This window comes from Methylocaldum sp. MU1018, assembly GCF_053646775.1.
Window position 1 is genome coordinate 1,442,002 of record NZ_CM132195.1, and the last position, 25,931, is coordinate 1,467,932.

17 protein-coding genes and 1 tRNA gene are annotated in these 25,931 nt (G+C 54.3%); 13 read left to right on the forward strand and 5 right to left on the reverse strand.

The annotated features are described in order from the left end of the window. Positions 1-55: 55 nt before the first annotated feature. The 4 genes from ACWJKU_RS06785 to ACWJKU_RS06800 all read right to left on the reverse strand — a co-directional run bounded on the left by ACWJKU_RS06785 (position 56) and on the right by ACWJKU_RS06800 (position 4,672). Entirely contained in the window at positions 56-838 is a 783-nt protein-coding gene (locus ACWJKU_RS06785) for a CpsD/CapB family tyrosine-protein kinase (protein WP_454147028.1), read from the reverse strand. Between the two features lie 107 nt (positions 839-945). Then, entirely contained in the window at positions 946-2,697 is a 1,752-nt protein-coding gene (locus ACWJKU_RS06790) for a GumC family protein (RefSeq protein WP_454147030.1), read from the reverse strand. Between the two features lie 20 nt (positions 2,698-2,717). Continuing rightward, on the reverse strand, positions 2,718-3,929 hold the full coding sequence (locus tag ACWJKU_RS06795) for a hypothetical protein (RefSeq protein ID WP_454147032.1): 1,212 nt from the start codon (positions 3,927-3,929) through the stop codon (positions 2,718-2,720). 158 nt (positions 3,930-4,087) lie between these two features. After that, positions 4,088-4,672 carry a polysaccharide biosynthesis/export family protein gene (locus ACWJKU_RS06800; protein WP_454147034.1) on the reverse strand — a complete coding sequence of 195 codons (585 nt, stop codon included), beginning with the start codon at positions 4,670-4,672 and terminating at the stop codon, positions 4,088-4,090. A 272-nt stretch (positions 4,673-4,944) separates the two neighbouring features. Here ACWJKU_RS06800 and ACWJKU_RS06805 point away from each other — a divergent pair, with 272 nt between their 5' ends. Beyond that, complete coding sequence (locus tag ACWJKU_RS06805) at positions 4,945-7,341, forward strand: tetratricopeptide repeat protein (RefSeq protein WP_454147036.1); 2,397 nt, start codon at positions 4,945-4,947, stop codon at positions 7,339-7,341. 208 nt (positions 7,342-7,549) lie between these two features. Here the strand turns inward: ACWJKU_RS06805 and ACWJKU_RS06810 are convergent, their stop codons facing one another. Beyond that, positions 7,550-8,002, reverse strand: coding sequence for a DUF4412 domain-containing protein (locus tag ACWJKU_RS06810; RefSeq protein ID WP_454147038.1), 453 nt, complete (start codon positions 8,000-8,002; stop codon positions 7,550-7,552). Positions 8,003-8,044: 42 nt separating this feature from the next. On the opposite strand from ACWJKU_RS06810, the gene ACWJKU_RS06815 reads away from it, so the two are divergent. The 12 genes from ACWJKU_RS06815 to ACWJKU_RS06870 all read left to right on the forward strand — a co-directional run bounded on the left by ACWJKU_RS06815 (position 8,045) and on the right by ACWJKU_RS06870 (position 25,720). Next, the gene (locus tag ACWJKU_RS06815) at positions 8,045-8,437 is read left to right on the forward strand and encodes a hypothetical protein (RefSeq protein WP_454147040.1); all 393 of its coding nucleotides are present in this window, start codon (positions 8,045-8,047) and stop codon (positions 8,435-8,437) included. Between the two features lie 170 nt (positions 8,438-8,607). Continuing rightward, positions 8,608-9,057 (forward strand): large-conductance mechanosensitive channel protein MscL, encoded by a 450-nt coding sequence (gene mscL / locus ACWJKU_RS06820; protein WP_454147042.1) that lies wholly within the window; start codon positions 8,608-8,610, stop codon positions 9,055-9,057. A gap of 8 nt (positions 9,058-9,065) precedes the next feature. Further along, positions 9,066-10,025 (forward strand): cation diffusion facilitator family transporter, encoded by a 960-nt coding sequence (locus ACWJKU_RS06825; RefSeq protein ID WP_454147044.1) that lies wholly within the window; start codon positions 9,066-9,068, stop codon positions 10,023-10,025. A 130-nt stretch (positions 10,026-10,155) separates the two neighbouring features. Beyond that, positions 10,156-10,232: transfer RNA gene (locus tag ACWJKU_RS06830), tRNA-Pro, on the forward strand. A gap of 443 nt (positions 10,233-10,675) precedes the next feature. Beyond that, positions 10,676-12,895, forward strand: coding sequence for an N-6 DNA methylase (locus ACWJKU_RS06835; protein WP_454147046.1), 2,220 nt, complete (start codon positions 10,676-10,678; stop codon positions 12,893-12,895). Then, complete coding sequence (locus ACWJKU_RS06840) at positions 12,895-14,244, forward strand: restriction endonuclease subunit S (RefSeq protein ID WP_454147048.1); 1,350 nt, start codon at positions 12,895-12,897, stop codon at positions 14,242-14,244. Before ACWJKU_RS06835 ends, ACWJKU_RS06840 begins: the two co-directional genes overlap by 1 nt. Next, entirely contained in the window at positions 14,217-15,374 is a 1,158-nt protein-coding gene (locus ACWJKU_RS06845) for a Fic family protein (protein ID WP_454147050.1), read from the forward strand. The genes ACWJKU_RS06840 and ACWJKU_RS06845 overlap by 28 nt, the downstream gene beginning before the upstream one ends. A gap of 90 nt (positions 15,375-15,464) precedes the next feature. Continuing rightward, a complete protein-coding gene (locus ACWJKU_RS06850) occupies positions 15,465-18,506 on the forward strand; it encodes a type I restriction endonuclease subunit R (RefSeq protein WP_454147052.1) in 3,042 nt (1,013 codons plus the stop codon). Between the two features lie 721 nt (positions 18,507-19,227). After that, positions 19,228-20,355, forward strand: a complete 1,128-nt coding sequence (locus tag ACWJKU_RS06855; RefSeq protein WP_454147054.1) for an efflux RND transporter periplasmic adaptor subunit — start codon at positions 19,228-19,230, stop codon at positions 20,353-20,355. A 22-nt stretch (positions 20,356-20,377) separates the two neighbouring features. Next, positions 20,378-23,554, forward strand: coding sequence for an efflux RND transporter permease subunit (locus ACWJKU_RS06860; RefSeq protein WP_454147056.1), 3,177 nt, complete (start codon positions 20,378-20,380; stop codon positions 23,552-23,554). Positions 23,555-23,591: 37 nt separating this feature from the next. Then, entirely contained in the window at positions 23,592-24,977 is a 1,386-nt protein-coding gene (locus ACWJKU_RS06865) for a TolC family protein (protein ID WP_454147058.1), read from the forward strand. Positions 24,978-25,282: 305 nt separating this feature from the next. Next, a complete protein-coding gene (locus tag ACWJKU_RS06870; RefSeq protein WP_454147060.1) occupies positions 25,283-25,720 on the forward strand; it encodes a DUF2721 domain-containing protein in 438 nt (145 codons plus the stop codon). Positions 25,721-25,931 lie beyond the last annotated feature (211 nt).

Genomic DNA, 25,931 nt, shown 5'->3' on the forward strand with positions numbered 1-25,931 from the left:
CGCCGAGCGAGGGCTAATCAAAGGAGACTATAGCCGGAGCGGGCTTACCGGGCGGTTATTCCGCCGAGCCGTTTTCCGCCTTGTTCAAAACCAGACCGACCAGCGGCGTGTCCCGAAGCGAGGCTATGGTCTGGGATAACTCGTCTTGAGTGGTCTTTCCCTCTTCGACGACCAATACCACGGCATCTACGTAAGGCGTGAAAGAAAGCGCATCCGCCGTTCCCAGGTGGGGCAGATCGAACACGACGAATCGCGACGGATAGCGGTGTTTCAACTCTTCCACCAATCGCGCCATTTTCGGCGAGGCGACGAGTTCCGAAGAGTTGAATACCGACCGTTTCCCCGGCAGAACCACAAAGCGGCCTATGCCTTTGGGATTGACCAGAATTTTGGATATGGGGACGTTGTCCATCAAATAATCGCTCAGGCCCACGGCGGACTCGATGCCCAGATATCGATGCACGGAGGGATCTCTGAGGTTGGCATCCGCCAGGAGAACGGTCTGGTGGATTTCGAGGGCAACGCTGAGCGCCAGGTTGATCGCGGTGAGGCTTTTTCCGCAACCGACGCCGGGACTGGTGACGGCCAGGGTATTCCAGCCGTGTTCGCGCATTTTGTGCAATACCCGGGTGCGGAGGACTCTGTAGGCATCGACGAAGGCGCAGGGGCCATATCCCGCGATAACGCGCCGGCGGCGCAGCAACTCTCTCGACAGCGTTACCGTTCTGGTTTGCGTGTACTGGATGTCTTCCAGCGAAATCAGGTCCGCCTTTGGAATCTGCGGGGTTGGCGTTGCGGAATCCTGGTGCTGTCCAAATGCTCTGCCGATGCTTTCCATAGTATGTCCTTCCCTGTAAGGTGGGTTTCGGGAACCGGCCGATGCGTGTTCTGCCCGGTAATCGGCCGGTCTGGCTAACGGTTGCTGCGCAACCGAATCCGATGAGCTCAACTCAAGAGCGAGTCTATCTTGCGCAAACCTCTGAACCATAGGACGTCCAGCGGTATCCAAAGCCAATGGATCAACGCCAAAATCAATAGAATCAAACCTAACGCCGCCAGCGCGGCGGCAGTTTTCCTCTTCTGCTGCCGTGAAATATCCTCGTCGGTTTCGAAGTAAGGGATGACGGCGAGCGGCGGCCCGCCGGCCAGCGCCGAGACTAATTTCATTCCACGCACGGATTTGTCCATGTTTTCCATCAATGCCACGTAGCCGAGCCCTCCGGCAATGGCCAGTATTATGCCGAGAAAGACGATGACGGGCCGATTCGGCTGGGTCGGTTTTTCGGGCAGCAGCGGAGGCTCGATAATGGAGAACCGCTCGCCCTTGCTTTTTTTCTCGAGTTGCTCGGCCACCACGGCTTCCATCTCTTTCGCCCTCAGTTCGCGGTAACGGGCGGTGGCATTTTCATAATCCCGGACCAGCTCCAAATATTGCCGTTCCACGTTGGGACTTTGCGCCAGTCTTCTTTCGTATTCGCCGAGCTTTGCTTTGGTTTCCTGGCGCCGCTGTTTTAGCGCGCGCAAATCCTGGATGGTGCTGTCGCGTTGCGCTTGCAGCGTGATGTATGCTGGGTTTTCGGGTTGCCTGGCCGCGATGTCCCGGACCGCGCGGGCCGTTTGAATCCTTTTCATTTCGGCATCCAGCGCGGAAATTTGCTTTTTCAAGCTGATGATATCCGGGTGATTTTCGGAGTATTTCTCTCTAAGCGACGCCAGTTGACCGTCTAGTCGGGTGAGCTGCTTGGCCAATTCCAGCCCGTTGTCGGTATCGTCCGCATCCAGCTTGAGCGAATCGATTTCCATGCGCGCCTTGACGACGTCGGGATGTTTGTCCGAGTAGCGGCCGACCATCGCCAAGTATTCGGTCCTGAGGCTTTTCAACCGGTCCTGAGGGCTGAGAATACGTTCTCCGGTCGAAGAGATCACCGGAATGTCCGGCTTGATTTGGGCCAATTCGCCGTCCAAATAGAACTTGCGGTCTTCGAGAGAGAGAATTTCGCTGTCGATCTGCATCAAATCGCGCTCGGCTCTATCCATCAACTCGATATTGATCTGCTTCTGTTCGGGCAGGCTGTTCAGGTTCTGTTCCTTGAAGTCGGCCAATTTTTTCTCGACGACCGAGACGTAATCGCCCATTTGCTTGGCTTCTTCCTTGATGAAATCGGACGTTTCCGCGGATCTTTGGGTGCGATTTTTGAGGTTTTCTTCCAGATATAGCGAAGTGATTTCATTGGCTACGCGCTGGGCAAGATCCGGATTGCGGCTGTCGTAAGACAGCGTGAACGCGATCGTGGCGGTGGACGGCCTGCCGGTGCGAGGATCGATGATGTCGGCGCTGATCGTGTCCAGCACGATGTCCTTGCGCATTTGCTCGATGATTTCCTCCTCGGTGAGCCGTTGGCGCGCGTCGGGGTACAAATCGAACTTCTCGATGATCCTGTTCAGATTGTTCCGCGTCATGACCCGCTGGCTGATCATTTGCAGGCGTTGAGTAGCGTAGGTCGTGATGGTCGAGCGTATCAGGTCGGGCGGGATTTCCTGTTCCTCGATGAGAATCGTCGCGGTGGAGCGGTAAGTCGGCGGCAGCAGAAAAGCGAGCAGCAGGGCAAAGATCAGGATACCCGCCAGGATCGCCGTGAATTGAGGCTTGTTGCGCTTGAACGCGGCAATGTAATCGTGAAGTCCTTTTTCTTCCATGATTCTCTCGTCAATCCATTTCAGTACTGTAGCTTATCCCATAGATAACGGATCGTCAGATAAGCGGCGTGCGATTCCGGAACGTTCGAGATGACTTCGATCTCTTGTTGGCTGTACTGGTACGATGCCGTGATCGACCAGTTTTCGGTGAAATCCCAACTCAAATCGCTCTGGGCGCGAAGAAATTGACGGTTAAGGGTGACGTTGCGCTGATCGGCAGTGGAGCGGTCGGTGTAGAGAATTTGAATGGAGCCGTTGATCGTCGGGGTGAATTTATGTTTGCCGGTGAAGGTTACCGTGTTGGCTTCGACCAAATTGCCATAAATGTCCGGGGTAACGGTGTGCGCATAATTCAGGGCCAAATCGTCGACTTCGAAGCGTTTGGTGGCGCCGGCTTTGACCACGTAAGTCAAAGAATCGCTGCTGATGCGCTGGGCATTCGTATAGATGGGATTGCCGAAGGTATCTCTGAAAATCGTTCGGGAACCCGCTTCGATCGTATTATATTGGCCGCCGCCGCCCAGATTGACATTGAACGTTTCATCGATGGCGTAAGAAAATCCGACGATTGCCGTGGCGTAATCGATGTTTATTTCTTCGGATTGATTCTCGTATGTTCCGGGAATCTGAAAGATTAGGAAATCTAAGGTTCCGGGGACGACCGTCGCGCTCCCCGGCGACGAATAGCTGGTGTAAGAAAGCGAGCCGTTCAGTTGCAAGCGCTCGCTGTAGTCGTGGATCAGGCCAATCGATCCGACATGGGTTTTGTAGTGCGGAAAAAAGGTATTTTCTTTGTTTTTATATTCGGTGTTTTGATATTGATAATTCAGATTGAGGCTGGTGTTTTCGCTCAAATCGTAAGTCCATGACGGATTGATGGATTGGCTGTTTCGTCTGACCTGATCGAATACCAAATCATTGACTTCGACGAACGAGGTTCGAGTCGAATCTCTGATGTAATCGCCTCGAAGCGCAAAACGGCTTCGCTCGGTGGCGAAGTAGTGACCGGTCAAAGAGATGAATTGATTTAGGGAATCGAGACTTTTTTCATTGAAAAAATAATTGTCGAGTCGGACGTTTCCATTGACTTTCCATATTTCCTCTGCGGCTGAGAATTCGGTATTCAAGCCGAGTTTCGTGCCCCAAACGTCGCCTGTCGGATTGGGTATGAGGAAAATATTGGTGTTGTACTCCTGCCCCACGCTGGCGTCTCCTTGGAAAGTATATTCCACAGCTTCGATATCCGCCGTGACGACTAACCCGATGATCCATACGATGTAGGTTCGCGATCTCTCATGGCCGCTTCTGCCGACGCCATCAACCAAGTTTGCGTTTTCCATGCAAGGTTAGCGTAAATCGCGCGGATGAACCGGGACGGCAGCTTCAGACATCAAGGGACCACAACGACATCGCCTCTTTGCAGAAGAATATTTTGTTCCAAGGCATTTCCGCTGGCGACTTCGTCGTAATCGAACGGCAGCGCGACTTCCGTTTCGCCTACCCGGCGGATGATCCTGATGTCGTCATCGTCGGCAAAAGGCGTAAGTCCGCCCGCCATCGATAACGCCTGCATGACCGAAACCCGGTTCGGGGTGATGAATTCACCGGGTTTGTTGACTCTCCCGACCACATAAACTTTGTGGTTCAAGTTGACCAGAGAGACGCTGACTTCCGGATCGGCGAAGAATTCAGAAAGTTTTTTGGTAATTTCGGCCTTGATCTGGTCGACGGTCAAACCGCCGGCCTGTAACTCGCCGATTAACGGAAAGGTGATTCCGCCGTCGGGTCTTACCAGGGCCTGTTTGGTCAGTCCTTCCTCTTTCCAGACCGAGATTTCCATGACATCCCCGGCGCCGACGATGTAATCGGGAGGTGCCAATGCGGCGTCGGCTGCGGTGGAGTCGGGCGCGGAATCGGCGGATGCCGGGAGGGATAAGAGAGCAGTCAGCGCAAAAGCTAAAAATCCATTTTTCATATGCGCATCTACAAGGTGTTATGAGAATCCGAACGATGGATCGGTTCGGACCCGATGGACCGGCGTCGTCCTTAACGATATAGTGCGAGCGTATCGATGCTTATAATATTTTTTTACGCCTATTGCAATCCGGGCCAACAACGGAAACCGGGCCCGAGGAACGGCCTGCCGGGAGCCCGTATTTCTTGGCCGTTGCGTAGTCAAAGGACATCGGCGCGCTTGAGCCGGAACGCTCGAGCAGGTCTCAACAAGCTGTATTAGGGATGACTTCCATGCTGATCAGGACGTTGGCTTTCGTAATCTTTTCATGTGGATTGACGAGTGCTCTGCACGGGTGCGGCGGCGCCGAAGAGCGCAAGGCCGAGCATCTGGAGCGAGGGAAGAAATATTTCGAAGCACGGAATTTCGATAAGGCAAAGGTCGAGTTCAAAAACGTCTTGCAGATCGATCCCAAGACATCAAAGGCTTATTTTTATTTGGGGCAAATGGAGGAAGCCAGGAGGAATTGGCGGAGCGCATTCGCGCTCTATCGAAAGGCCGGCGACCTCGATTCCGGCGATCTGGAGGTGAAAGTCAAGCTGGCGAAACTCTACATGCTGGGCAAGGAACTGGATAAAGCCGGCGAGTTGCTGAATACGGTGTTGAATGTCAAACCCGAGGACATCGACGCCAGGATGGTCAAGGCGGGTTTGTCGAGTCTCAAAGGCGATCGCGGCGCCGCCATCGGCGAGCTCAGTCGCATTACGGCGGAGCAGCCTTCTCGTGCCGACGCCTTTCTCATCTTGGCAATGCTCCACAGCCAGCAGGGCAACCTGGATGAAGCCGAGAGGGTTTTGGAGCAGGGGGTGCGCGCCAATCCGGGCGACATCCCACTGCAAACCGGTTTAGCCAAGCTTGCCATCCGGATGAAGAAGCCCGAGAAAGCCGAAAATATTTTAAAAGACATCGTGTCCCGCGACCCGATCAACCTGGAGCACCGCAAGCTGCTATCGGAATTCTATAGCCAGCAAAAACGCTGGGCCGACGCGGAGCGGGTCTATCGCGAAGCCATTCAAGCCCGCCCTGAGGACAGCCGGCGTCATCTCTTGCTGACGGAGTTTTTGGCAAAATCCGGCAAATCCGATCAGGCGCTGGCCGAACTCGCCAGGGCTATCGAGGATTATCCGGACAAATCGGATTTGCGCTTCGGCCTGGCTGCGCTGTATGAGCAGCGCAAGGAAATCGACAAGGCAGAGCGGGTCTACCGGGACATCGTTGCCTTGAAGAAATATGCTCCGGATGCCCTGAAGGCCGAAAATCGCCTGGCTTTGCTGGCTCTAGCCCAAGGACACGTGAATGAGGCGGCCTCCTTGGTCGACGAAGTCTTGGAGGCTAATCCCGGCGACCTCCAGGGGCTTTTGCTGCGCGGGCGCATCGCTTTATTCCGCAAAGACGGCCAGAAAGCCGTTGCAGCCTTTCGCTCCTTGCTCAAGGAGCAGCCGGATTCCTTGGAAATCCTCAATTTGCTGGCTACTGCGCACAGGCTCGATGGCAAGCCCATCCTGGCGCAGGAGAGTCTCGAGAAAGCGGTGACGGCAAATCCCGATAAGTTGGAGGCGCGCAAGAATCTGGTCGAATTTCTGGTCGCCCAGAAAAACTATTCGCTGGCGCTTGAGAAAATCAACGAGTTTTTGGAGCTGCAACCCAAGAGCCTGGACGCGCTGCTGATTCAATCGGATGTCTTGGCCGCCGCCGGGAACCAGGCGGAGCTGGAGACGGTTTTGAAGCGGATCAAGGCGGAGTTTCCCGAAAATCCTATTGGCGGGTTTCGTCTGGGCGGCCTTTATCGGATGCAGAAGAAATATGATTCGGCCCTGGCCGAATACGAGGAAACGCTCGGAAAATCAAAGAGCGATTACGAAATCCTGAAGGCCATTCTTGAAAGTTATATTGAGCGGGGACAACCCGAAAAAGGCGTGGCGCGAATCAAGAAAGTTCTCGGCGACAGTCCGAAACATGCGGGCGCTTACCAACTGCTGGGCATGTATTACCTGGGCGAAAAGGAGGAAATGGAAGCCGTCAAGTTTCTGAATATGGCCATTCAGTCCGATCCCCGCTGGCTGCTTCCCTATGCGAGCCTTGGAACCTACTACGAGCAAACGGGCAGACGGGATCTGGCGCTTGAAACGTATCGTCGGGCGCTCGATGCATTGCCGGACGAGCCGAGCGTCCTCATGAACCTGGCTCGGGTTTACGAGATTTCCAAGGATTATGAAAATGCGATCAAGCCGTATGAAACCATCCTCAAATCCAATCCGAACGATATGTTGGCGCGCAATAATCTTGCCAGTTTATTGAGCCTCGACGACAGCAATAAAAATCGGCTTGAGCGGGCTTTCGAATTGGCCAAGACGTTCGATAAGACCGAGGAGCCGGCGTTCTTGGATACGCTGGCCTGGATTTATTATCGAAAGGGCGATTACGGAAAAGCTTTGTCTTTGCAATTGATAGCCACGGGAAAATCTCCGGACGTGCCGATTTACCAGTATCACTTGGGTATGATTTACCTCAAAAAAGGAGAGCGCGCCGCCGCGGCGGAACATCTTCAAAAAGCCGTGGATTCCGGCCAGGAGTTTGTCGGTTCGGAAGATGCCCGTAACGCCTTGATCTTAGCCAAAGAGGGGGGATGAGGCGCGCGGCTGAAGCGAGCCGTTCTTTCGAAGGCCCGCCGATTCGCCGCCATGCCGCACAGCCGGCCGCGACCGGCTGAAATCGTCGACGGGTGCGGAGATATCGGCCGTTCCGTATCGAAGCGGGTCCGGCGTTTGGTTTATAAACCCAAACCCGGATCCGCGCTGCCGTAACCGGCCTTGAAACGTTGCGACCCCATCGCAAGCGTCATCGCCAAAGCGCCAGTTCCTGCGATCGATAGCCCGCGGGTATCTGAAGCCGGTCATCGGGAGAAATCGAGTCGGTTATTCGATTCACGGCCATCACGGTCGGATGCTTGCCGGAAAGGTCCACCATTTCAACCGGTACGCCTGCCAAATCGCTGAGTTCGACGGGCGGTAACGATATCCCGAATTGGCTCGCAAAGCCTTGCGCTTTCGTCGCTACCCGCTGAGTGAACGCGAGCAGCGAGCGGATCGTCGCGTAATCATCGGCGGGCAACTGCACCGACTCCGGATTCGCGAGGCAGACCTCTGCCAGCTTGGTCGAGCCTCGCAAGATGTCCAATTGCTCGCAACTAATGCCGGCCACTTGTTTGGCCCGTCCCGTTTTGACGATGCGCGAATCGTCCGCCGGATTCTTGGTAGAACCGAGCTGGTCGATCGAAATGCCTCCCAGCATGCCCTCCCATTTGGCCCGTTGTTTCGGAGACAGCTTCTTGAGTTGATCGCCCAGACCCTGGAGAACCGGCTGAAGATCTTTGGTCTGCTGCGCGAGTTGATCGATTTTTTCCTCGGTTATCGGCGTAAAACGCTGCTTTTTATGATCGATCAGGACCAGGCGTTCATTCGCGCGTTGATAAAAAACATCCAGATTCCGGTCGCCGCCAGCGCCTTTGACCATGATCTGCCCATCCTTGACGACAACCGGTTGGACGGCCGTTTTTTGCCCTTCTTCTACTTGAAATTCGATGGTGCTGTCTGCTTTGGACGGGGAGAGCCAAAATATACCGGTTACAAGAACCGCATTGAGAAATCGTTGATATTGCATACAGAAATTCCGGATGTGCTCGCTTACTGCGTCGGCAGACGAACTAAAGCGAATTTTTGGCAGTGAGAAAATTAACGTGACGTGAGTACAGCCTATACCTATGGGTGATGTTTATCCATCCCGGGTCGGGATCCGCTGCCGGAAAGCATTGTGACATGCGTATTTAACTTGCGACAGTCGGTAGGTGATTTTAGGATTAGGTCGACGCTTAACAAGTTCAATAAAGGAGCGTAGACGTGTTAAGAGAGTTTAAAGAGTTCGCCATGCGCGGCAACGTCATCGACATGGCCGTGGGCATCATTATAGGCGCTGCTTTCGGCGCCATCGTAACCTCGTTGGTGGACGACGTCATCATGCCGCCGATCGGTCTTTTGTTGGGAAACGTCGACTTCTCGAATCTTTATGTCGTACTCAAGGACGGCGCCACGGCAGCGGGCCCGTACGCGTCCTTGGCCGAGGCCAAGAAGGTAGGGGCCGTGACGATCAATTACGGAGTATTCCTCAATTCGGTGATCAGCTTCTTGATCGTGGCTTTCGCGGTTTTCTTGCTGGTACGCGGCGCAAACAAATTGAGGCGCGAAGAGCCGGCCGCGGCGCCTGCCACAAAAGAATGTCCTTACTGCCTGTCGGCCGTGGCGCTAAAGGCGACGCGCTGCCCGCATTGCACATCCGAGCTTGAGCGATAGGTCATACGGTGGCCGGACACGCGCATGTTCACGCCGATACGGTCGGCAGCCGCGCCAAATTCCGGTTGGGGCTTTCGATCGTCCTGACCGTGCTGTTCGTGGTCTTCGAGGCCTTTGCAGGACTGATGGCCAACAGCTTGGCACTGTTGACCGACGCGGCGCACAATTTGACGGATGTCCTTGCATTGGTGCTGTCGTGGTACGCGCTTCATCTGGCGGGGCAGCCTTCCCATGCCGGCAAGACCTTCGGCTACCATCGTGTCGGCATCCTGGTCGCCCTCGTCAACTCCACCACGCTGACATTGATCGCCGCGGGAATATTCTATGAAGCATACCAGCGTTTCATCTCGCCTCCGCCGGTTACTGCCGATCTCTTGATCAGCGTCGGCGCCGCGGCGTTCGTCGTCAATCTGGTAACGGCGTGGCTGGTCAGTCACGGCTCCGAGCATGATTTAAACCTGAGAAGCGCGTTCATTCATCTGTTGGGCGATGTGTTTTCGACGATCGGAGCGGTCATTGCGGGTATCGGGATCTGGCTGACCGGCTTTTATTGGCTCGATCCAGCAGCCAGCGTCCTGATCGGCGTGCTTATTCTCTGGAACGCCTGGGTGATCCTGCGAGAAACCATAGACATCTTGTTGGAAAGCACGCCCCGCGATATCGAGATGAGTTCCATGGTGCGTGATCTGCTCCAAATAGAAGGCGTGAAGGGAGTCCACGACCTTCATGTTTGGAGCATTTCGAAGAGTTTTCGCTTTTTGTCGGCGCATATCGTCATCGACGACGTCCTGATCAGCCAAGCCGCGTTGGTACAGCATGAAATCAAGGAGATGATCAAAGACAATTATGGCATTGGACATTGCACCCTACAGTTGGAATGCGAGGGATGCGATCTGGATTCCCTGTACTGCGACATCAACCATTACGACCGTCATCCCCAGTCCGATGATCATCACGCCGTGAGATGAGCGGGACCGAATAAAGTCGCGCGGACAATCCGAAGTCATGGAAAGCAACGGTCGATAGCCGATCGAATATCAGATGGCCGTTCGTAGATTTTGCTTAGAATTTAGAAGCGTAGTATTATTGCCGCCTTAACGGGGCGTAGCGCAGTCTGGTAGCGCACCTGTATGGGGTGCAGGTGGTCGGAGGTTCAAATCCTCTCGCCCCGACCAAATGAAATCAGGGATTTAATCGAAGAAGCCTGGGCATCACCCAGGCTTTTTTCGTTTTCGGGATAACAATTTATCCCGATACACGGACTGGCCTAGGCGATCGTCGCTTCGGTAGTCCTCACCGCATTTTGCGAAACAGATTCAACCTTCGTCGTTCAAATCGTCTCGCAGGTCGGCCAGTCCACGATCCATCAGCCGTATGCGTTTAGCCATTCCCATCAATGACGCATGGACGAAGGCATCATGCCGAGCTTCCAGTCGTGAGAAGGTCCGCCAGCGCCGTTCGGGCTCACGATTTTTGGACGCCAAAGCTGCTCGCTGGCACGCAAGACAGCCTCGTCAGCACGCTCAGCAAACATTGGAACCTGACCTCATTGAACATCACTGCGGCTTGATCGCGGGTAGCGGTTATGCCAGCGCAAGAGCAACTACAAGAACTGTCCATGCAAAGCACGCAACATCAAAACCTCGTCGGATTCATCTGGAACATCGCCAACAAGCTGCGCGGCCCGTATCGTCCGCCGCAGTACCGCCGTGTGATGCTGCCGCTGATCGTCCTGCGGCGCTTTGATCTGGTGTTGGCGGAGAACAAGCAAAAGGTGCTTGAGGAGAAGAAGCGCCTCGAAGACAAAGGCATCACCGGCCCCGCCCTGGATAAGGCGCTGTCGCGGATCGCCTCGAAAGGCCGCAAGCAGGAGCTGTTCAACACCAGCGGGTTCACCTTTGAAAAGTTGCTGGGGGACGCGCCCAACATCGCGGGCAACCTGATCGCCTATATCCACGGCTTCTCGCCGCGCGCGCGGGACATCTTCGACAAGTTCGAATTCGAGACGGAAATCGCCAAGCTCGACGAAGCCAACCGCCTGTTCCTGATCATCAAGGAATTCTGCTCGGCGGAAATCGACCTGTCGCCCAAGGCCATCAGCAATCTGCAGATGGGCTACCTGTTCGAAGAACTGGTGCGGAAGTTCAACGAGCAGGCGAACGAAGAGGCCGGGGATCACTTCACCCCGCGCGAAGTCATTCGCCTGATGGTGCAATTGCTCTTCACCGGCGAAGAGGACGTCTTCAAGCCCGGTGTCTATCGCAGCGTCTACGACCCGACCGCTGGCACGGGCGGAATGCTTTCCGAATCCGAAAAACACATGGCCGAGAAGAATCCCGACGCCCACATCGAGCTATTCGGCCAGGAATATAACCCAGAGGCTTACGCCATCTGCTGCTCGGATTTGCTGATCAAGGACGAGCCGATCGATAACCTGATCTACGGCGACACATTGGGGATCAAGGACGCCAAGAACAAAACCAACGGTTTCGTGCCGCATGACGGCCACCCGGACAAGAAATTCCACTACATGCTGGCCAACCCGCCGTTCGGCGTGGAGTGGAAGCCGGAAGAAGACTTCGTGCGCGACGAATACAAAGAGCAGGGCTTTTCCGGCCGCTTCGGGGCCGGATTGCCGCGCATCAACGATGGCTCGCTGCTCTTTTTGCAGCACATGATCTCCAAGATGCACAACCCGCCGCGCTGGGTCGATGGCAAGAACGTGGGAGGCGACGGCTCCAAGATCGCCATCGTCTTCAACGGCTCGCCCTTGTTTACCGGCGATGCGGGCAGCGGCGAAAGCAATATCCGCCGCTGGATCATCGAGAACGACCTGCTCGACGCCGTGGTCGCCCTGCCGGATCAGATGTTCTACAACACCGGCATTTACACCTACGTTTGGATCGTCACCAACAAGAAGCCCGCGCACCGCCAGGGCAAGGTGCAACTGATCGACGGCACCCGGCACTTCAAGAAGATGGACAAGAGCTTGGGCAACAAGCGCAACGAGCTTTCGGACGGCCACATCAAGGAGCTGGTGCGGCTCTACGCCGAACACGAGCACGACGCCGAAAGCGAAGTATCGATCGACGGCAAACCGGAGCGCCGCGTGTGCAGCAAAGTGTTCGATAATCGCGCGTTCGGCTTTCTCAAGATCACCGTGGAACGGCCCTTGCGGCTCAACTTCCGGGCCAGCGCCGAACGCATCGAACGGCTTTCCGCGCAGAGCGCCTTTGCGAACCTCGCCAGCAGCAAGAGGCGTAAGGATGACGCCGCCTATCGCGCCGAAATCGCCGCGGGCGAGAAAACCCAGGCGGCCATCAAAGCCGCCCTGGAAGGGATGAATGGCGAAACGCTCTACCGCAACCGTTCCGAGTTCGAGGCCGCGCTCGATGGCGCACTGAAAACGGCTGGACTGAAAGTCAGCGCGCCGGTGAGGAAAGCCATCCTCGCGGCGCTGTCGGAACGCGACCCGGAGGCCGACATTTGCCGGGACGCCAAGGGCAATCCGGAACCCGATCCCGAACTGCGCGATACCGAAATCGTGGCCCTGCCCGACAGCATGACCTTGCCCTTGCCGCTGGGCTACGACAACGAAACCGGCCACGACCAGTTGCTGGCGTTGGTGCGGGATCACTGCGAGGACTACCTCAAGGCCGAAGTCCTGCCGCACGTCCCGGATGCGTGGATAGATCACGGCAAAACCAGGGTCGGCTATGAAATTCCGCTGACCCGCCATTTCTACGTGTATCAGCCGCCGCGCCCGCTGGAGGTGATTGCGGCGGAGATCAGCCAGCTTGAAAAGGAGATTGTGGGGATGTTGGGGGAGGTGGTTTGATGACAGAATTTCCAACTTACCCCGAATACAAGCCGTCAAATATTGAATGGCTTGGTGATATTCCGCAGCATTGGAGCATTTGGAAAGTCACGCACGGATTTAACAGAATAGGAAGCGGAACCACGCCGAAAAGTGATAACCAGATTTTCTATGATGGGGACATTCCATGGGTGACAACTTCAGAACTCAGAGAAATAGTCATTCTTGATACTGCGCAAAAGGTAACGGAAGAAGCAGTATCTTCGTATTCCGCTTTGAAAGTATATCCCAAAGGCAGCTTGGCTATCGCCATGTACGGCGCGACTATTGGGCGGCTCGGGATGCTCGGAGTAGACGCAACATTTAATCAAGCGTGCTGCGTTTTTTCTGAACCAACTGTTTTTGATGCGAGGTTCGTTTATTACTGGCTATGGATGCGGCGCCCAATTCTAATTTCTATATCCAACGGTGGCGGCCAACCAAATCTTAGTCAAGATGATTTGAAAAAGCTTTGGATACCAATTCCAGATATTAACGAACAACAAGCCATCGCTCGCTTCCTCGATTTCAAAACCGCCCAAATCGATGCCCTGATCGCCAAGAAGCAAGCCTTGCTCGACAAGTTGGCCGAAAAGCGCACGGCGCTGATAAGCCACGCCGTCACCAAGGGGCTTGATCCTTCGGCGCCGATGAAGGACTCGGGGGTGGTTTGGTTGGGGGAGATTCCCAAGCACTGGAATGCGGTACGGCTGAGGTATGCGTCAGAGTTTGTTACGAGTGGCTCTCGCGGTTGGGCTGAATTCTATTCAAATGAAGGGTATGTATTTCTTAGAATTACAAATGTTTCACGAATCTCGATACAACCGTTATTAGAAGATATTAGGCGAGTTTCTCCACCAGACACCGCAGAGGGAAAACGAACCGCAACGAAGGGCGGTGACGTGGTTATTTCTATTACGGCAGACTTGGGTTCTGTTGCTGTTATCCCAGAGAAATTTGAACCTGCATATGTTAGCCAGCACCTTGCCTTGGTGAGACCGAATATCGACCGCGTTTCGGGTCAATGGATGGCATATCAGATTTTTTCATCAGCCGGTCAAGCACAACTACTTGGAGCCGGTTATGGGGGAACGAAGATTCAGCTTGGATTGGAAGACATAAAAGACCTGTGGTTGGCATTTCCTCCGATTCATGAACAGCAAGAAATTTGTTCGTATATTGGTGGGGCGGTCGATGCGATGGAGCGACAAGTTGAGTTCATCAACAAGGTTATTAGTAGGTTGCGAGAGTATCGAGCAGCCCTAATCACCAACGCCGTCACCGGCAAAATCGACGTGCGGAATTGGCAGCCGAATCAGGAGACCGCATGAAATTTGAAACTTTCAAAGCCGGTCGCTGGCAGGCGCGTTACCAGTACAAGAGTTTCGAGCCGGTGCCGGTCAATCATGAATGGCGCTGGGAAGACCCCAACATCAACGCCCTGCTGGAGCAAGCCACCCGCGCCTTGGGCGAGTTGAACGCCTTTTCGCTCATCGTGCCGGATATTGATCTGTTCATCGAAATGCACGTGGTCAAGGAAGCGCAGACTTCCAGCAAAATCGAAGGCACGCAAACCGGCATTGACGAAGCCTTGATGCCCGAAGAGCAGATCAGGCCCGAAAAGCGCGACGACTGGCGGGAGGTGCGAAATTACATCGACGCCGTGAACACTGCCGTAGCCGAGTTGAACAACTTGCCGCTGTCGAATCGGCTGCTCAAGCAGACTCATGCCATTTTGATGCGCGGCGTGCGTGGTGAGCACAAGCAACCCGGCGAGTTCCGCACCAGCCAGAACTGGATCGGCGGCTCCAGCCTGGCCGACGCCACCTTCATACCGCCACACCATGACGGCGTGCCGGAGTTGATGAGCGATTTGGAAAAATTCTGGCACAACGAACACATTGTCGTGCCGCACCTCATACGCGCGGCGATCAGCCATTATCAGTTTGAGACGGTGCATCCGTTCCTGGATGGCAATGGGCGCATTGGTCGGTTGCTGATCCCTCTGTATCTGATCAGCCACGGCTTGCTGAGCAAGCCTTCGCTGTATTTGTCGGACTTTTTTGAACGCAACCGAGCCAGTTATTACGATGCCTTGATGCAGGTGCGAATATCCAACGATCTCATCCATTGGGTGCGCTTTTTTCTCAACGGGATTGCCCAAACCGCCACCAAGGGTAGGAACACTTTTCAGCAAATACTGGCGCTGCGTAACCAAGTTGAGCAGCAACTCTTGCAGCTCGGGAAACGAACCCCCAACGCCCGGCAAGCCTTGAATGTGCTGTACCGCAAGCCAATGGTGACAGCGGCCGATCTTGAACGGGCGTTGGAGCTGTCGCATCCCACGGTCAATGCCCTGCTGCGTGATTTTATGCGCTTGGGCGTGCTGCGCGAGTTGACCGGTGCGACGCGCAACCGTTTATATGTGTTTGAACCTTACCTTGCGCTTTTCATAAGGTAAGGAAAGCGGGTTTTGTTTACATAAGAAAGGATGCAAGGTAAGTTTGCCGGCAAATCTCGGCTGTGAGCATCCAGCATTCCGGGGGAAGCGATGCACAAAGAAATCGATTTCGAAAACGCCATCGAACACGCGCTGATCGAAAGCGGTGGTTACGAGAAGGTCGACCCGAGCACGTACGACCCGGAAACCGCGCTGTTCCCCGGCGAGACGATAGCCTTCGTGCGGAAAACCCAGCCGAAAATCTGGGCACGCCTGACCCGACTGGATGCGGGCAAGGCCCCGGCGATGTTGTTGGACAGCCTGGTCAAGGAATTGGCCGTCAAGGGGACGCTGGCGGTGTTGCGGGGGGGCTTCAAATGCGTCGGGAAAACGGTGCGCCTCGCTTACTTCGCGCCCAATACCGGGCTGGACCCTTCGGCCACCGAGCGTTACGGCGACAACCGCTTGACCCTCGCCCGGCAGATCAGAACTAAGAGCGGGGCGATTCCCGACGTGGTGCTGGCGGTGAACGGCTTGCCAATCGCCACATTGGAGCTGAAAAACCCGATGTCGGCCACGCGCTGGAACGTGGAGAACGCCAAGTATCAGTACCGGTTCGAGCGCGACCCAAAAGACCCGTTGTTTGCCTTCAAGCAGCGTTGCTTGGTGCATTTCGCCGTCGATACCGAACTGGCGTTCATGACCACCAAGCTGGAAGGCAAAGATACGTTCTTCCTGCCGTTCAACCTCGGCTACAACCACGGCGCGGGCAATCCGCCCGCGGAAGGCGATGTGCGCACCGCCTACCTATGGAACAAGGTGCTCACCCGCGACAGCCTGATGGACATCCTGGCACGTTTTCTCCATCTGCAAGTGGAGGAAAAGACGGTGGTGACCGATAAAGGCATCAAGCGGCATCGCAAGGAGACCATGATTTTTCCGCGCTATCACCAACTGGACGCGGTGCGCGCCCTGACTGATCACGCACGGGCGCACGGGGCGGGCCATAACTACCTGATTCAGCATTCGGCAGGGTCGGGGAAGTCGAACTCGATTGCCTGGCTGGCCCACCGCCTGTCCTGCCTGCACGACGCCCATAACGAAAAGGTCTTCCATTCGGTCGTAGTCATCACCGACCGGCGGGTCTTGGACCGGCAGTTGCAAGACACGATTTTCCAGTTCGAGCACAAACTCGGCGTGGTGCAGAAGATCGACGAAGACACCCAGCAGCTCGCCAAGGCATTGGCCGACGGCGTGCCCATCATCATCTCGACCATCCAGAAATTTCCGTTCATCACCCAGGCCATCCGCACGATGGAGGCCAACGGCAAATCGGTAGCCATCTCGACAGCGGGCAAGCGCTTTGCCGTGATCGTGGACGAGGCTCACAGCTCGCAAAGCGGCGAAACCGCGATGGAACTGCGCAAGATTCTGAACAAGGACGGCATCGAAGCGGCCATTGCCGAACAATTGCTGGACATGGATGACGAGGAATTGAGCGAGGAGGCCAAGAAGGAATTGCTGCGCGAGCAGCTCAAACGCGCCATGCAGCCCAACTTGAGTTTCTTCGCCTTTACCGCAACACCGAAGTTCAAAACCCTGTGTGTATTCAACGAACCAGGGCCAGACGGGACGGCGCCGTTCCATCACTACAGCATGCGGCAGGCCATCGAGGAAGGGTTTATCCACGATGTCCTGGAGCACTATACCTGCTACAAGCGTTACTACAGGCTGATCCAGAAGGCCGAGGCCGATCCCGAGGTGCCGCGCCGGAAGGCGGCGCGCGCCTTGGCGCGTTTCGTAGAGTTTCACGATTACGAGATCGCCCAGAAGGTGGAGGTGATCGTCGAGCACTTCCGCACGCACACCCGCCACAAGATCGGTGGCCGCGCCAAGGCGATGGTGGTGACCAATTCGCGTGAACACGCGGTGCGCTACAAGCTGGGGTTCGACAAGTACATCAAGGAAAAAGGTTACACGGACGTTAAATCTCTGGTGGCGTTCTCGGGCGAAATCACGCTCAAGGAATTCGGCGACAAAAAGTTCACCGAGGTGGGCATGAACGGCGGCATTAAGGAATCGGAGCTGCCGGAGAAGTTCAACACCGAGGAATACCAAGTCCTGCTGGTGGCGGAGAAATACCAGACGGGCTTTGACCAGCCCCTGCTACACAGCATGTACGTCGACAAGCGCTTGTCCGGCATCCAGGCGGTGCAGACACTATCGCGCCTCAATCGAATCACGCGCGGCAAGACGGATACCTTCGTTTTGGATTTCGTCAACGAACCCGAAGACATCTATGCCGCTTTCAAGCCCTATTACGAGGTCACCCCCAAAGACGAAGATACCGACCCGCAGCAATTAAACAACCTGGCCCACACGCTGGCGGGCTGGAAAATCTATACCGAGGCCGAGGTCAGTGCCTGGTGTGAAATTTGGTTCCGTAACCGGCTCAACCCCACCGGCGCTGAGCACAAGAAATTGAATGGCCTGCTCGATTTGGCGATCGAGCGTTTCAAGGAGCTTGGGGAGGAAGACCAAAGCCTGTTCAAGAGCCAGTTGGTCAGTTTCCGCAATCTGTACAGCTTCGTTTCACAGATCATTCCCTACCAGGATTCCGATCACGAGAAGCTTTACACCTACGCCCGTTTCCTGTTGAACAAGCTGCCGCGCACCACCGACCACCGGACGGTTCAGGTCGACGACGAAGTGGAGTTGAAGTATTACCGCCTCCAGAAAATCAGCGAAGGGGCCATCGACCTGAAGGCGGGCGAGCCCGAGGCACTCTATGGCCCGACAGAGGTGGGCACCGGCCAGGCGGATGAGGATGTGCAACTCTCGACTTTGGTGGACCAGCTCAATGAACGCTTCGGTACCGAGTTCACGCCGGCCGATCAACTGTTCTTCGACCAGGTCCGTGAAACTGCCGTTGCCAACGAAAAGCTGCGGCAGGCGGTGATGGCCAACACCATCGAAAACTTCGAGCCCGTCTTCAACAAGCAGCTCGAAAACCTCTTTATCGAGCGGATGGACGGCAACGAAGAAATCTTCGTCCGGCTGATGAACGACGAAGCCTTCCGAAACGTCGCCGCGAGCTACCTGATGCGGGCCGTGTACCAGCAAGTCAAATCGGCCGGAGATGCGGGCCGATGAAAATCAGGCAGGCTCGACGGGGCATAAATCCGGCAGTTGATGGCGTTCGTGCAGTCACGGAGAGCAATGACACTTCTTCGGCCTTAGCGCCTATCCCAGTAGGCCGTTCGCCCTGAGCTTGTCGAAGGGTTTCTTGAGCCTATTGGGATAGGTTCTTAGCCACTACGCCGTGGTAACGGTGCCGGCGCTTCCGGGGACCGGAATTACGCCGGACTATTTACACCACCTTGACGGACGTTACCCGGACATTTCCGGTTTATTTAAACCAGTCTACGGAGACCAGGCCTGTTATAACCGAGAGGTATGTTTTACATATCAATGGGTTATATTGTTTGGCGCGGATGATGCTAAATCACTGACGACTCGACAAGATCAACCCGCTTCCGTATGTCCTCAAATAATCGTCATCCTTCGATTTTAAGTAAGACCGCTCAACCGTTTTGCGGAGTTGGGCCTGTGGGTGCCGAGCTTGGCCGACGCACCCTTCAAATCGGTAAAGCGGACACACTTAGCCTGGGAATCCGGGGGCGATCTCCGGCGACAGGTCCATGCCCCCCACGGCGGCCTTAGCGGTCTACCGGGTGTTCTGACTCCGACCACGACTGCGGTCCAAGCCCTACCGGAATCCGCGACGACTCACTCTCCCCCTGTGACTCTCCCCAGCGGAACGACCGGCTAAACCGCCGCTCACCAAAACAACTCTTGCTTCAAGGTTTATTTTGTGCGTAAGCCCTATTTTTTGTTGTGCTCCATGAACCATAAACATATTGCCAAAGTATCTTTAGTTTTAGGTTTAATCAGTACCCTGTTAATCGGATGCCGACAAGAAGAAACCGAGAAACATGAAGAAAGGCCTAAACTGGAGGCAACCACGCCGTTTCGCGAAGATACTTCCGTCATAAAAGAGTATGTCTGTCAAATTCATGCCATTAGGCATATTGAAGTCCGCGCTCTGGAAAGGGGATATTTACAGAACATATTTGTGGATGAAGGACAATTGGTGCGTCAAGGACAGCCCATGTTCAAAATCATGCCCAACATCTATCAGGCAGAGCTTTTAAAGGCGAAGGCTGAAGCCAATACCATGAACATCGAATATCTCAATACCAAGGCATTGGCAGATAGAAATATCGTATCGCCCAATGAATTGGCTTTGGCAAAAGCCAAATTGGACAAGGCCAATGCGGACGTGAAACTGATGGAAACCCACTTGGGTTTCACCGATATCAATGCGCCTTTCGATGGAATTATGGATCATCTGTTCGTTAGAAATGGCAGCCTTCTCGAAGAAGGCGCCTTGTTAACTACACTTTCGGACATCAGTAAATTGTGGGTGTATTTCAATGTCCCGGAAGCGGAATATCTGGATTACAAAGCCCACAAGCAGGGCAACGATCCGACCAAAGTACGGCTACGGATGGCCAATGGTCGGATTTTCAACCAAACCGGGGTGATTGAGACCATAGAAGCGGATTTTGACAATACCGCCGGCAACATCGAATTCCGCGCCACGTTTCCCAACCCGGACAATCTGCTCCGGCACGGCGAGACCGGCACGATCCTGATGGAGAAACCCTATCCGAATGCCATGTTGATCCCACAAAAAGCGACTTTTGAAATCTTGGACAAAACCTATGTTTACGTCATCAACCCGGAAGGAAAATTAGAGCAACGACTCATCCATATCGAAACCTCGGTACCGCATCTGTTTATCGTCAAGGACGGACTGAAAGATGATGACAAGGTTTTGCTGGAAGGCTTGCGCAAAGTCCATGCCGGAGAGGAAGTGGAAATCGATTTTAAACCGCCTGAAAAAGTCCGCTCGGAACTTGAGTTGTATACCGAGTAACCCTGCCGGAAGTGATTGAGCCATGTTTAATATCTTTATCAAACGACCGGTCATGGCGATCGTGTTATCGCTGCTGTTTTTGTTCATGGGCGGGTTGGCGATCCGGTCCTTACCCATTTCCCAGTTTCCGGATATCGCACCACCCCGTGTGACGATTTCGTTATCGTTTCCCGGCGCCAGCGCCGATGTCCTGGTGAAATCGTCCCTGATTACCATCGAACGCGCCATCAACGGCGTGCCCGGCATGAAATATATCGTCTCGGATGCGACCAGCGCCGGTGAAGCGACCATTCAAGTGCTTTTCGATCTGGGTGTCGACCCAAATATCGCGATGGTCAACGTGAAGACGCGCGTGGATCAGGTGATGAGTAGGCTGCCAAACCTGGTACGGTTGGAAGGTGTGATCGTGAACTTCGTGCAGCCCAGCATGCTCATGTATGTCAACCTTTATAGTAAGGATAAAAACGCCGACCAGAAGTTTTTATTCAACTATGCCTATGTCAATGTCATCCCGGAAATTCAGCGCGTCTTCGGCATCGCCCAAGCCCAGATATTAGGCGCCCGCCAATATGCGATGCGGATTTGGCTGAATCCGGATCGAATGCGGGCCTATAACGTCTCGACCGAGGAAGTGATGGATGCCATCGCCAAGCAAAGTATTATCGGTCGGCCGGGACGAATCGGGCAAAGTACCGGCATGGTCGCCCAGTCAAAAGAATATGTGCTGGTTTATGAAGGCTGGTATAGCAAGCCGGAGCAGTATGAGGACATCATTATACGAGCCACACCCGAAGGCGAGATTCTACGTATTAAAGACGTTGCCAAAGTCGATTTGAATAGCGAGTTTTATAATATTTACTCGGATAAAGACTCTTATCCTTCCGCGTCCATCGTGCTCAAGCAAAATTACGGCAGTAACGCCAGCAAAGTTATCGAAGACGTGAAGGAAAAGTTGAAAGAGTTAAAAGAATCCTTTCCGGAAGGCATGGACTATGAAATCAACTACGACGTGTCGAGATTCGTCGATGCGTCGATTGACAAAGTCCTGCACACCCTGGCGGAAGCATTCGTGCTGGTAACGCTGGTGGTATTTGTTTTCTTGGGCGATTGGCGCTCCACCCTGATTCCCATTTTGGCGGTCCCCGTTTCGTTGATCGGCTCCTTCGCCGTGATGTCGGCGTTCGGACTTTCCATCAACCTGATTACCCTGTTTGCCTTGGTATTGGCCATCGGTGTCGTGGTCGACGACGCCATCGTCGTGGTCGAGGCGGTACACGCCAAAATGGAGGCCGAACATGTTTCTCCTTATGTCGCTGCGCAAAAAGTCCTGGGGGAAATCGGCGGCGCCATTATCGCGATCACTTTGGTCATGACCTCGGTATTCGTCCCCATCGCCTTTATGACCGGGCCGGTCGGCGTGTTTTATCGGCAGTTTTCGATAGCCATGGCGTCGTCGATCATCATCTCGGCGATTGTAGCCTTGTCGCTCGCCCCGGTTCTGTGCGCGATGATTCTGAAAAACCTCCATGGCCAACCCAGAAAGAAAACCCCGATTAATTTATTCATCGATGCCTTCAACTATATCTTCGAGAAAGTCACGGGACGCTATGTCAAGTTTCTGAACGTCGTGGTCGCCCGGCGGATCGTGACGTTTTTGGCCTTGGGCGGGTTTTCCTACGGTATTTTCATGGTGAATCAGACCTTGCCTGCCGGCTTTATTCCCGGCGAAGACCAAGGAATGATTTACGCGATTATCCAAACACCCCCCGGTTCGACGATAGAAGTCACCAACAAAGTGGCGCGGGATTTAGAAAGAGTAGCCAGTCAAATCGAAGGCGTGCAATCGATTTCTTCCTTGGCGGGCTATGAAGTCCTCACCGAAGGCCGCGGTTCCAACGCGGGTACTTGTATTATCAACCTGAAAGATTGGTCTCAGCGCAAGGTATCTGTACAAGATGTGATTCGTAAATTGGAGGAAAAAACCCACGACTTCGGCGCCGTGATCGAATTTTTCCAACCGCCGGCAGTTCCCGGCTACGGTGCGGCTTCCGGCTTGGCGTTTCGGTTATTGGATAAAACTTCGAATACCGATTACTACGAGTTTGACAAGATCAACCAGAATTTCATGGCGGCCTTGCGTAAGCGCAAGGAATTAACCGGCTTGTTTACTTTTTTTGCGGCCAATTATCCGCAATACGAATTGGTCATCGATAACAAGCTCGCCATGCAAAAAGGCGTTTCCATCGACAAGGCCATGGAAAACCTGGACATCATGATCGGCAGCACTTACGAGCAAGGCTTCATCCGTTTCAATAACTTCTTCAAGGTCTACACCCAAGCCCTGCCCGAATTCCGGCGCTTCCCGACGGACGTGTTGAACTATTACGTGAAAAATGAAAAAGGCGAGATGGTACCGTACTCCGCCTTCATGACCATGAAGAAGCGGCAAGGTCCTAACGAACTTACACGTTACAACCTCTACAACTCGGCGGCCATCCGCGCCGAGCCCGCCCCCGGCTATACCACCGGCGACGCCATCAACGCCGTCCGGGAAGTCGCCGCCGCCACCCTGCCGCGCGGTTATGACATCGCCTGGGAAGGACTATCGTTCGACGAGGCCGCCCGCGGCAATGAGGCGCTGGTGATTTTCGCGGTCGTGATCGTGTTTGTCTATCTGGTGCTGGCGGCGCAATACGAAAGCTTCGTTCTGCCGCTGGCCGTATTGTTCTCTCTGCCCGCGGGTATTTTCGGTTCGTTCTTCCTGCTGAAAGAAACGGGTTTGGCCAACGATGTTTATTCCCAGGTGGGTTTGGTGATGTTGATCGGCTTGCTTGGCAAAAACGCCGTTTTGATCGTGGAATACGCGGTGCAGAAGCAAGCCCAGGGCATGTCCGTCAGGGATGCGGCGATCGAGGGCGCGAAAGCGCGGTTCCGGCCGATTTTGATGACGTCCTTCGCCTTCATCGCCGGCTTGGTGCCGTTAGCGGTCGCCACCGGGGCGGGAGCGGTCGGCAACCGGACGATCGGCACCTCGGCCCTGGGCGGGATGCTTTTCGGGACCCTATTTGGCGTCATGCTCATTCCAGGGCTCTATTACGTCTTCGCCAGGATGACGGAAGGCAAGCGCTTGATTAGAGACGAAGACATTAATCCTCTAACCGAAACTTATCAGTACGGTACGAACGATGTCAAAGAGTAAAACTTTTCGTCTTATGACATTGTGCGTAGCCGGGTTAATGCTGCATGCCTGCGGCATTCCGGAATTGACGACCAAAAAAGCGGATACCTATCTTCCTGATAGATTCAAGCAGGGCCTTGCGGAAAAGACTAACTCGGGCACCGTGAAATGGAAGGATTTTTTCGAAGACCGGAATTTATCGAGTCTGATCGATATCGCGGTCGCCAATAACAAGGAAGTCAATATGATGCTGCAGCGTATCAGCACTGCGGAAAATGAGATTCAAGCACGGCGAGGAGCCTATTTGCCTTCGGTGAATATAGGTATTGGTGCGGACGGAGAAAAAGTCGGCAAGTATACGCGCAATGGTGCCGTGGAAGAGAATCTGCGCTTGGCGAATGGCCAGCTATTCCCTACGTTCTTGGGTAATTATCAGTTCGGGCTGTTTTCGACCTGGGAGATCGACATTTGGAAAAAGCTGAGGAACGCGAAGCAGGTGGCCGTGCTGGAGTACATGGCCAGCCAGGAAGGAAAAAACTTTTTGGTGACTAATTTGGTCGGCGAGGTTGCTCATGCATACTATGAGCTCATGGCATTGGACAATCAGCTTGAGAATCTGGAGCAAAATATCGCGATTCAGCAAAACGGCTTGGAGGTGGTGAAGCAACTTCAGATTTATGCCAGAACCAATGCGCTTGCGGTCAAGCGTTACCAGGCAGAGGTATCGAAAAACCAAAGCAAAAGATTCGAAATAATGCAGCAGATCACGGAGGTCGAAAATCGCATCAACTTTTTGCTGGGGCGATCGTCACAGCCTATCCGTCGGGCTTCGAGTGGTTTTATGGATATCGAGCCGAAAATACTCAGCGCGGGTATTCCGTCACAATTGCTGCAAAACCGGCCTGATATCAGGAAAGCGGAGCTTGAGCTTGCCGCTGCGGAGTTGAATATAGATGTGGCCAGAGCTAATTTCTATCCATCCTTTGGTATAAAAGCCGGGATAGGTTTTGAGGCTTTTGCGCTCAAGTATTTGATCAATACGCCAGAGTCGCTGGCGGCAATGGTCGCCGGAGAATTAGTGGCTCCGCTGGTGAACAAGAATGCCATTATCGCGGAATATAAAAACGCCAATGCCAAACAGATTCAGGCAGCCTATGAATATGAGCAAACCATACTCAGAGCTTATACTGAAGTATCCAATCAGATTTCGAACATAAACAATCTGAATAAAACTTATCGGCTCAAGAAAAAACAGGTTGACTCGCTCGTCCAATCGATAGATGTAGCCAGCCAGCTATTCAAATCGGCCCGTACGGACTATCTGGATGTGTTGTTGACTCAAAGGGATGCCTTGGATGCCAAAAAGGAACTCATTGAAACCAAACAGAACCAGATCGATGCGATTGTGGATCTTTATAAATCGCTTGGTGGAGGCTGGCAGTAGTTGTGTGAATATGATCATGTCGAATAAGACATATGTATCGCCGATTTGCGTATAAAATTGACGCACTGTAATGGCCGGTCGCCAGGCGGGCCCGGTTTCGTTTCAACGGCGGGTACTGGATTTGGAATCGACGCTCGAACAGAGGGTGTACAAAGAACCGTGTAAACGGTTTGTATTATCCGACGGAAAGGAAAATAAGAAATGACCAGTGACGCAGCCCCCGCAAAATTAACTTCGCAACTTGTGTTTTATGGGGATTTTCAACGTTATGCCGACCTCTTCTCGGTGAAATATCCGGGCTAGCGATGCGGAACGAGACGCTCATCACCGACTTCAGTCATGTGATTCAACTGGCGGTCGCGCCCGTGTTCCTGCTCACCGCGATCGGAACCCTCATCGCCATCCTGACGACTCGGCTCGGGCGGGTCATCGACCGCAGCCGCTGGCTGGAGCAACGGATCAGGGGAGTGGCGGAGCAGGACCTGTCGATTCATGCCGAACTGCGCATGCTGGCGGTGAGGATGCGCTGCGCCCATGCCGCCATCGCACTGGCGGTGATCTCGGCGTTGCTGGTGTGTCTGCTGATCTCGAGCGCCTTCGTCGGCGCGTTCGTGTCGGTCGACCTGACTTTGTTCATGGGCGCGCTGTTCGTCCTGGCGATGCTGGCTCTGATCAGTTGTCTGCTGCTGTTTCTGCGCGAAATTTTCCTGGCGGTGCAATACACCCGAAAGACCATGTGCTGAAGCCCGTTGCTTACCGATTCACATCGGCAGGCAAATCACCCGGGGCCTCGTTCGCCTGTCGGCGTCGATCCGCCGGAGTTCTTCGGCGCTCGGGCGCGTTTTCGTTACGGGCCGGGCTGCCGCGAATCCTATCGCCGACATTCGCGAACCGGTTTTCCCAAGCCGGCTCGAGCGGCTTTCTCCAGGCGAACTGCGCCGGACGAGAACTTAC

Coding starts and splice junctions, on each gene's coding strand:
- ACWJKU_RS06805 (WP_454147036.1), top strand. CDS start 4,945: ATGCTGATCAGGACGTTGGCTTTCGTAATCTTTTCATGTGGATTGACG.
- ACWJKU_RS06850 (WP_454147052.1), top strand. CDS start 15,465: ATGCACAAAGAAATCGATTTCGAAAACGCCATCGAACACGCGCTGATC.
- ACWJKU_RS06840 (WP_454147048.1), top strand. CDS start 12,895: ATGACAGAATTTCCAACTTACCCCGAATACAAGCCGTCAAATATTGAA.
- ACWJKU_RS06860 (WP_454147056.1), top strand. CDS start 20,378: ATGTTTAATATCTTTATCAAACGACCGGTCATGGCGATCGTGTTATCG.
- ACWJKU_RS06785 (WP_454147028.1), bottom strand. CDS start 838: ATGGAAAGCATCGGCAGAGCATTTGGACAGCACCAGGATTCCGCAACG.
- ACWJKU_RS06810 (WP_454147038.1), bottom strand. CDS start 8,002: ATGCTGGGAGGCATTTCGATCGACCAGCTCGGTTCTACCAAGAATCCG.
- ACWJKU_RS06800 (WP_454147034.1), bottom strand. CDS start 4,672: ATGAAAAATGGATTTTTAGCTTTTGCGCTGACTGCTCTCTTATCCCTC.
- ACWJKU_RS06835 (WP_454147046.1), top strand. CDS start 10,676: ATGCAAAGCACGCAACATCAAAACCTCGTCGGATTCATCTGGAACATC.
- ACWJKU_RS06865 (WP_454147058.1), top strand. CDS start 23,592: ATGCTGCATGCCTGCGGCATTCCGGAATTGACGACCAAAAAAGCGGAT.
- ACWJKU_RS06790 (WP_454147030.1), bottom strand. CDS start 2,697: ATGGAAGAAAAAGGACTTCACGATTACATTGCCGCGTTCAAGCGCAAC.
- ACWJKU_RS06870 (WP_454147060.1), top strand. CDS start 25,283: ATGCGGAACGAGACGCTCATCACCGACTTCAGTCATGTGATTCAACTG.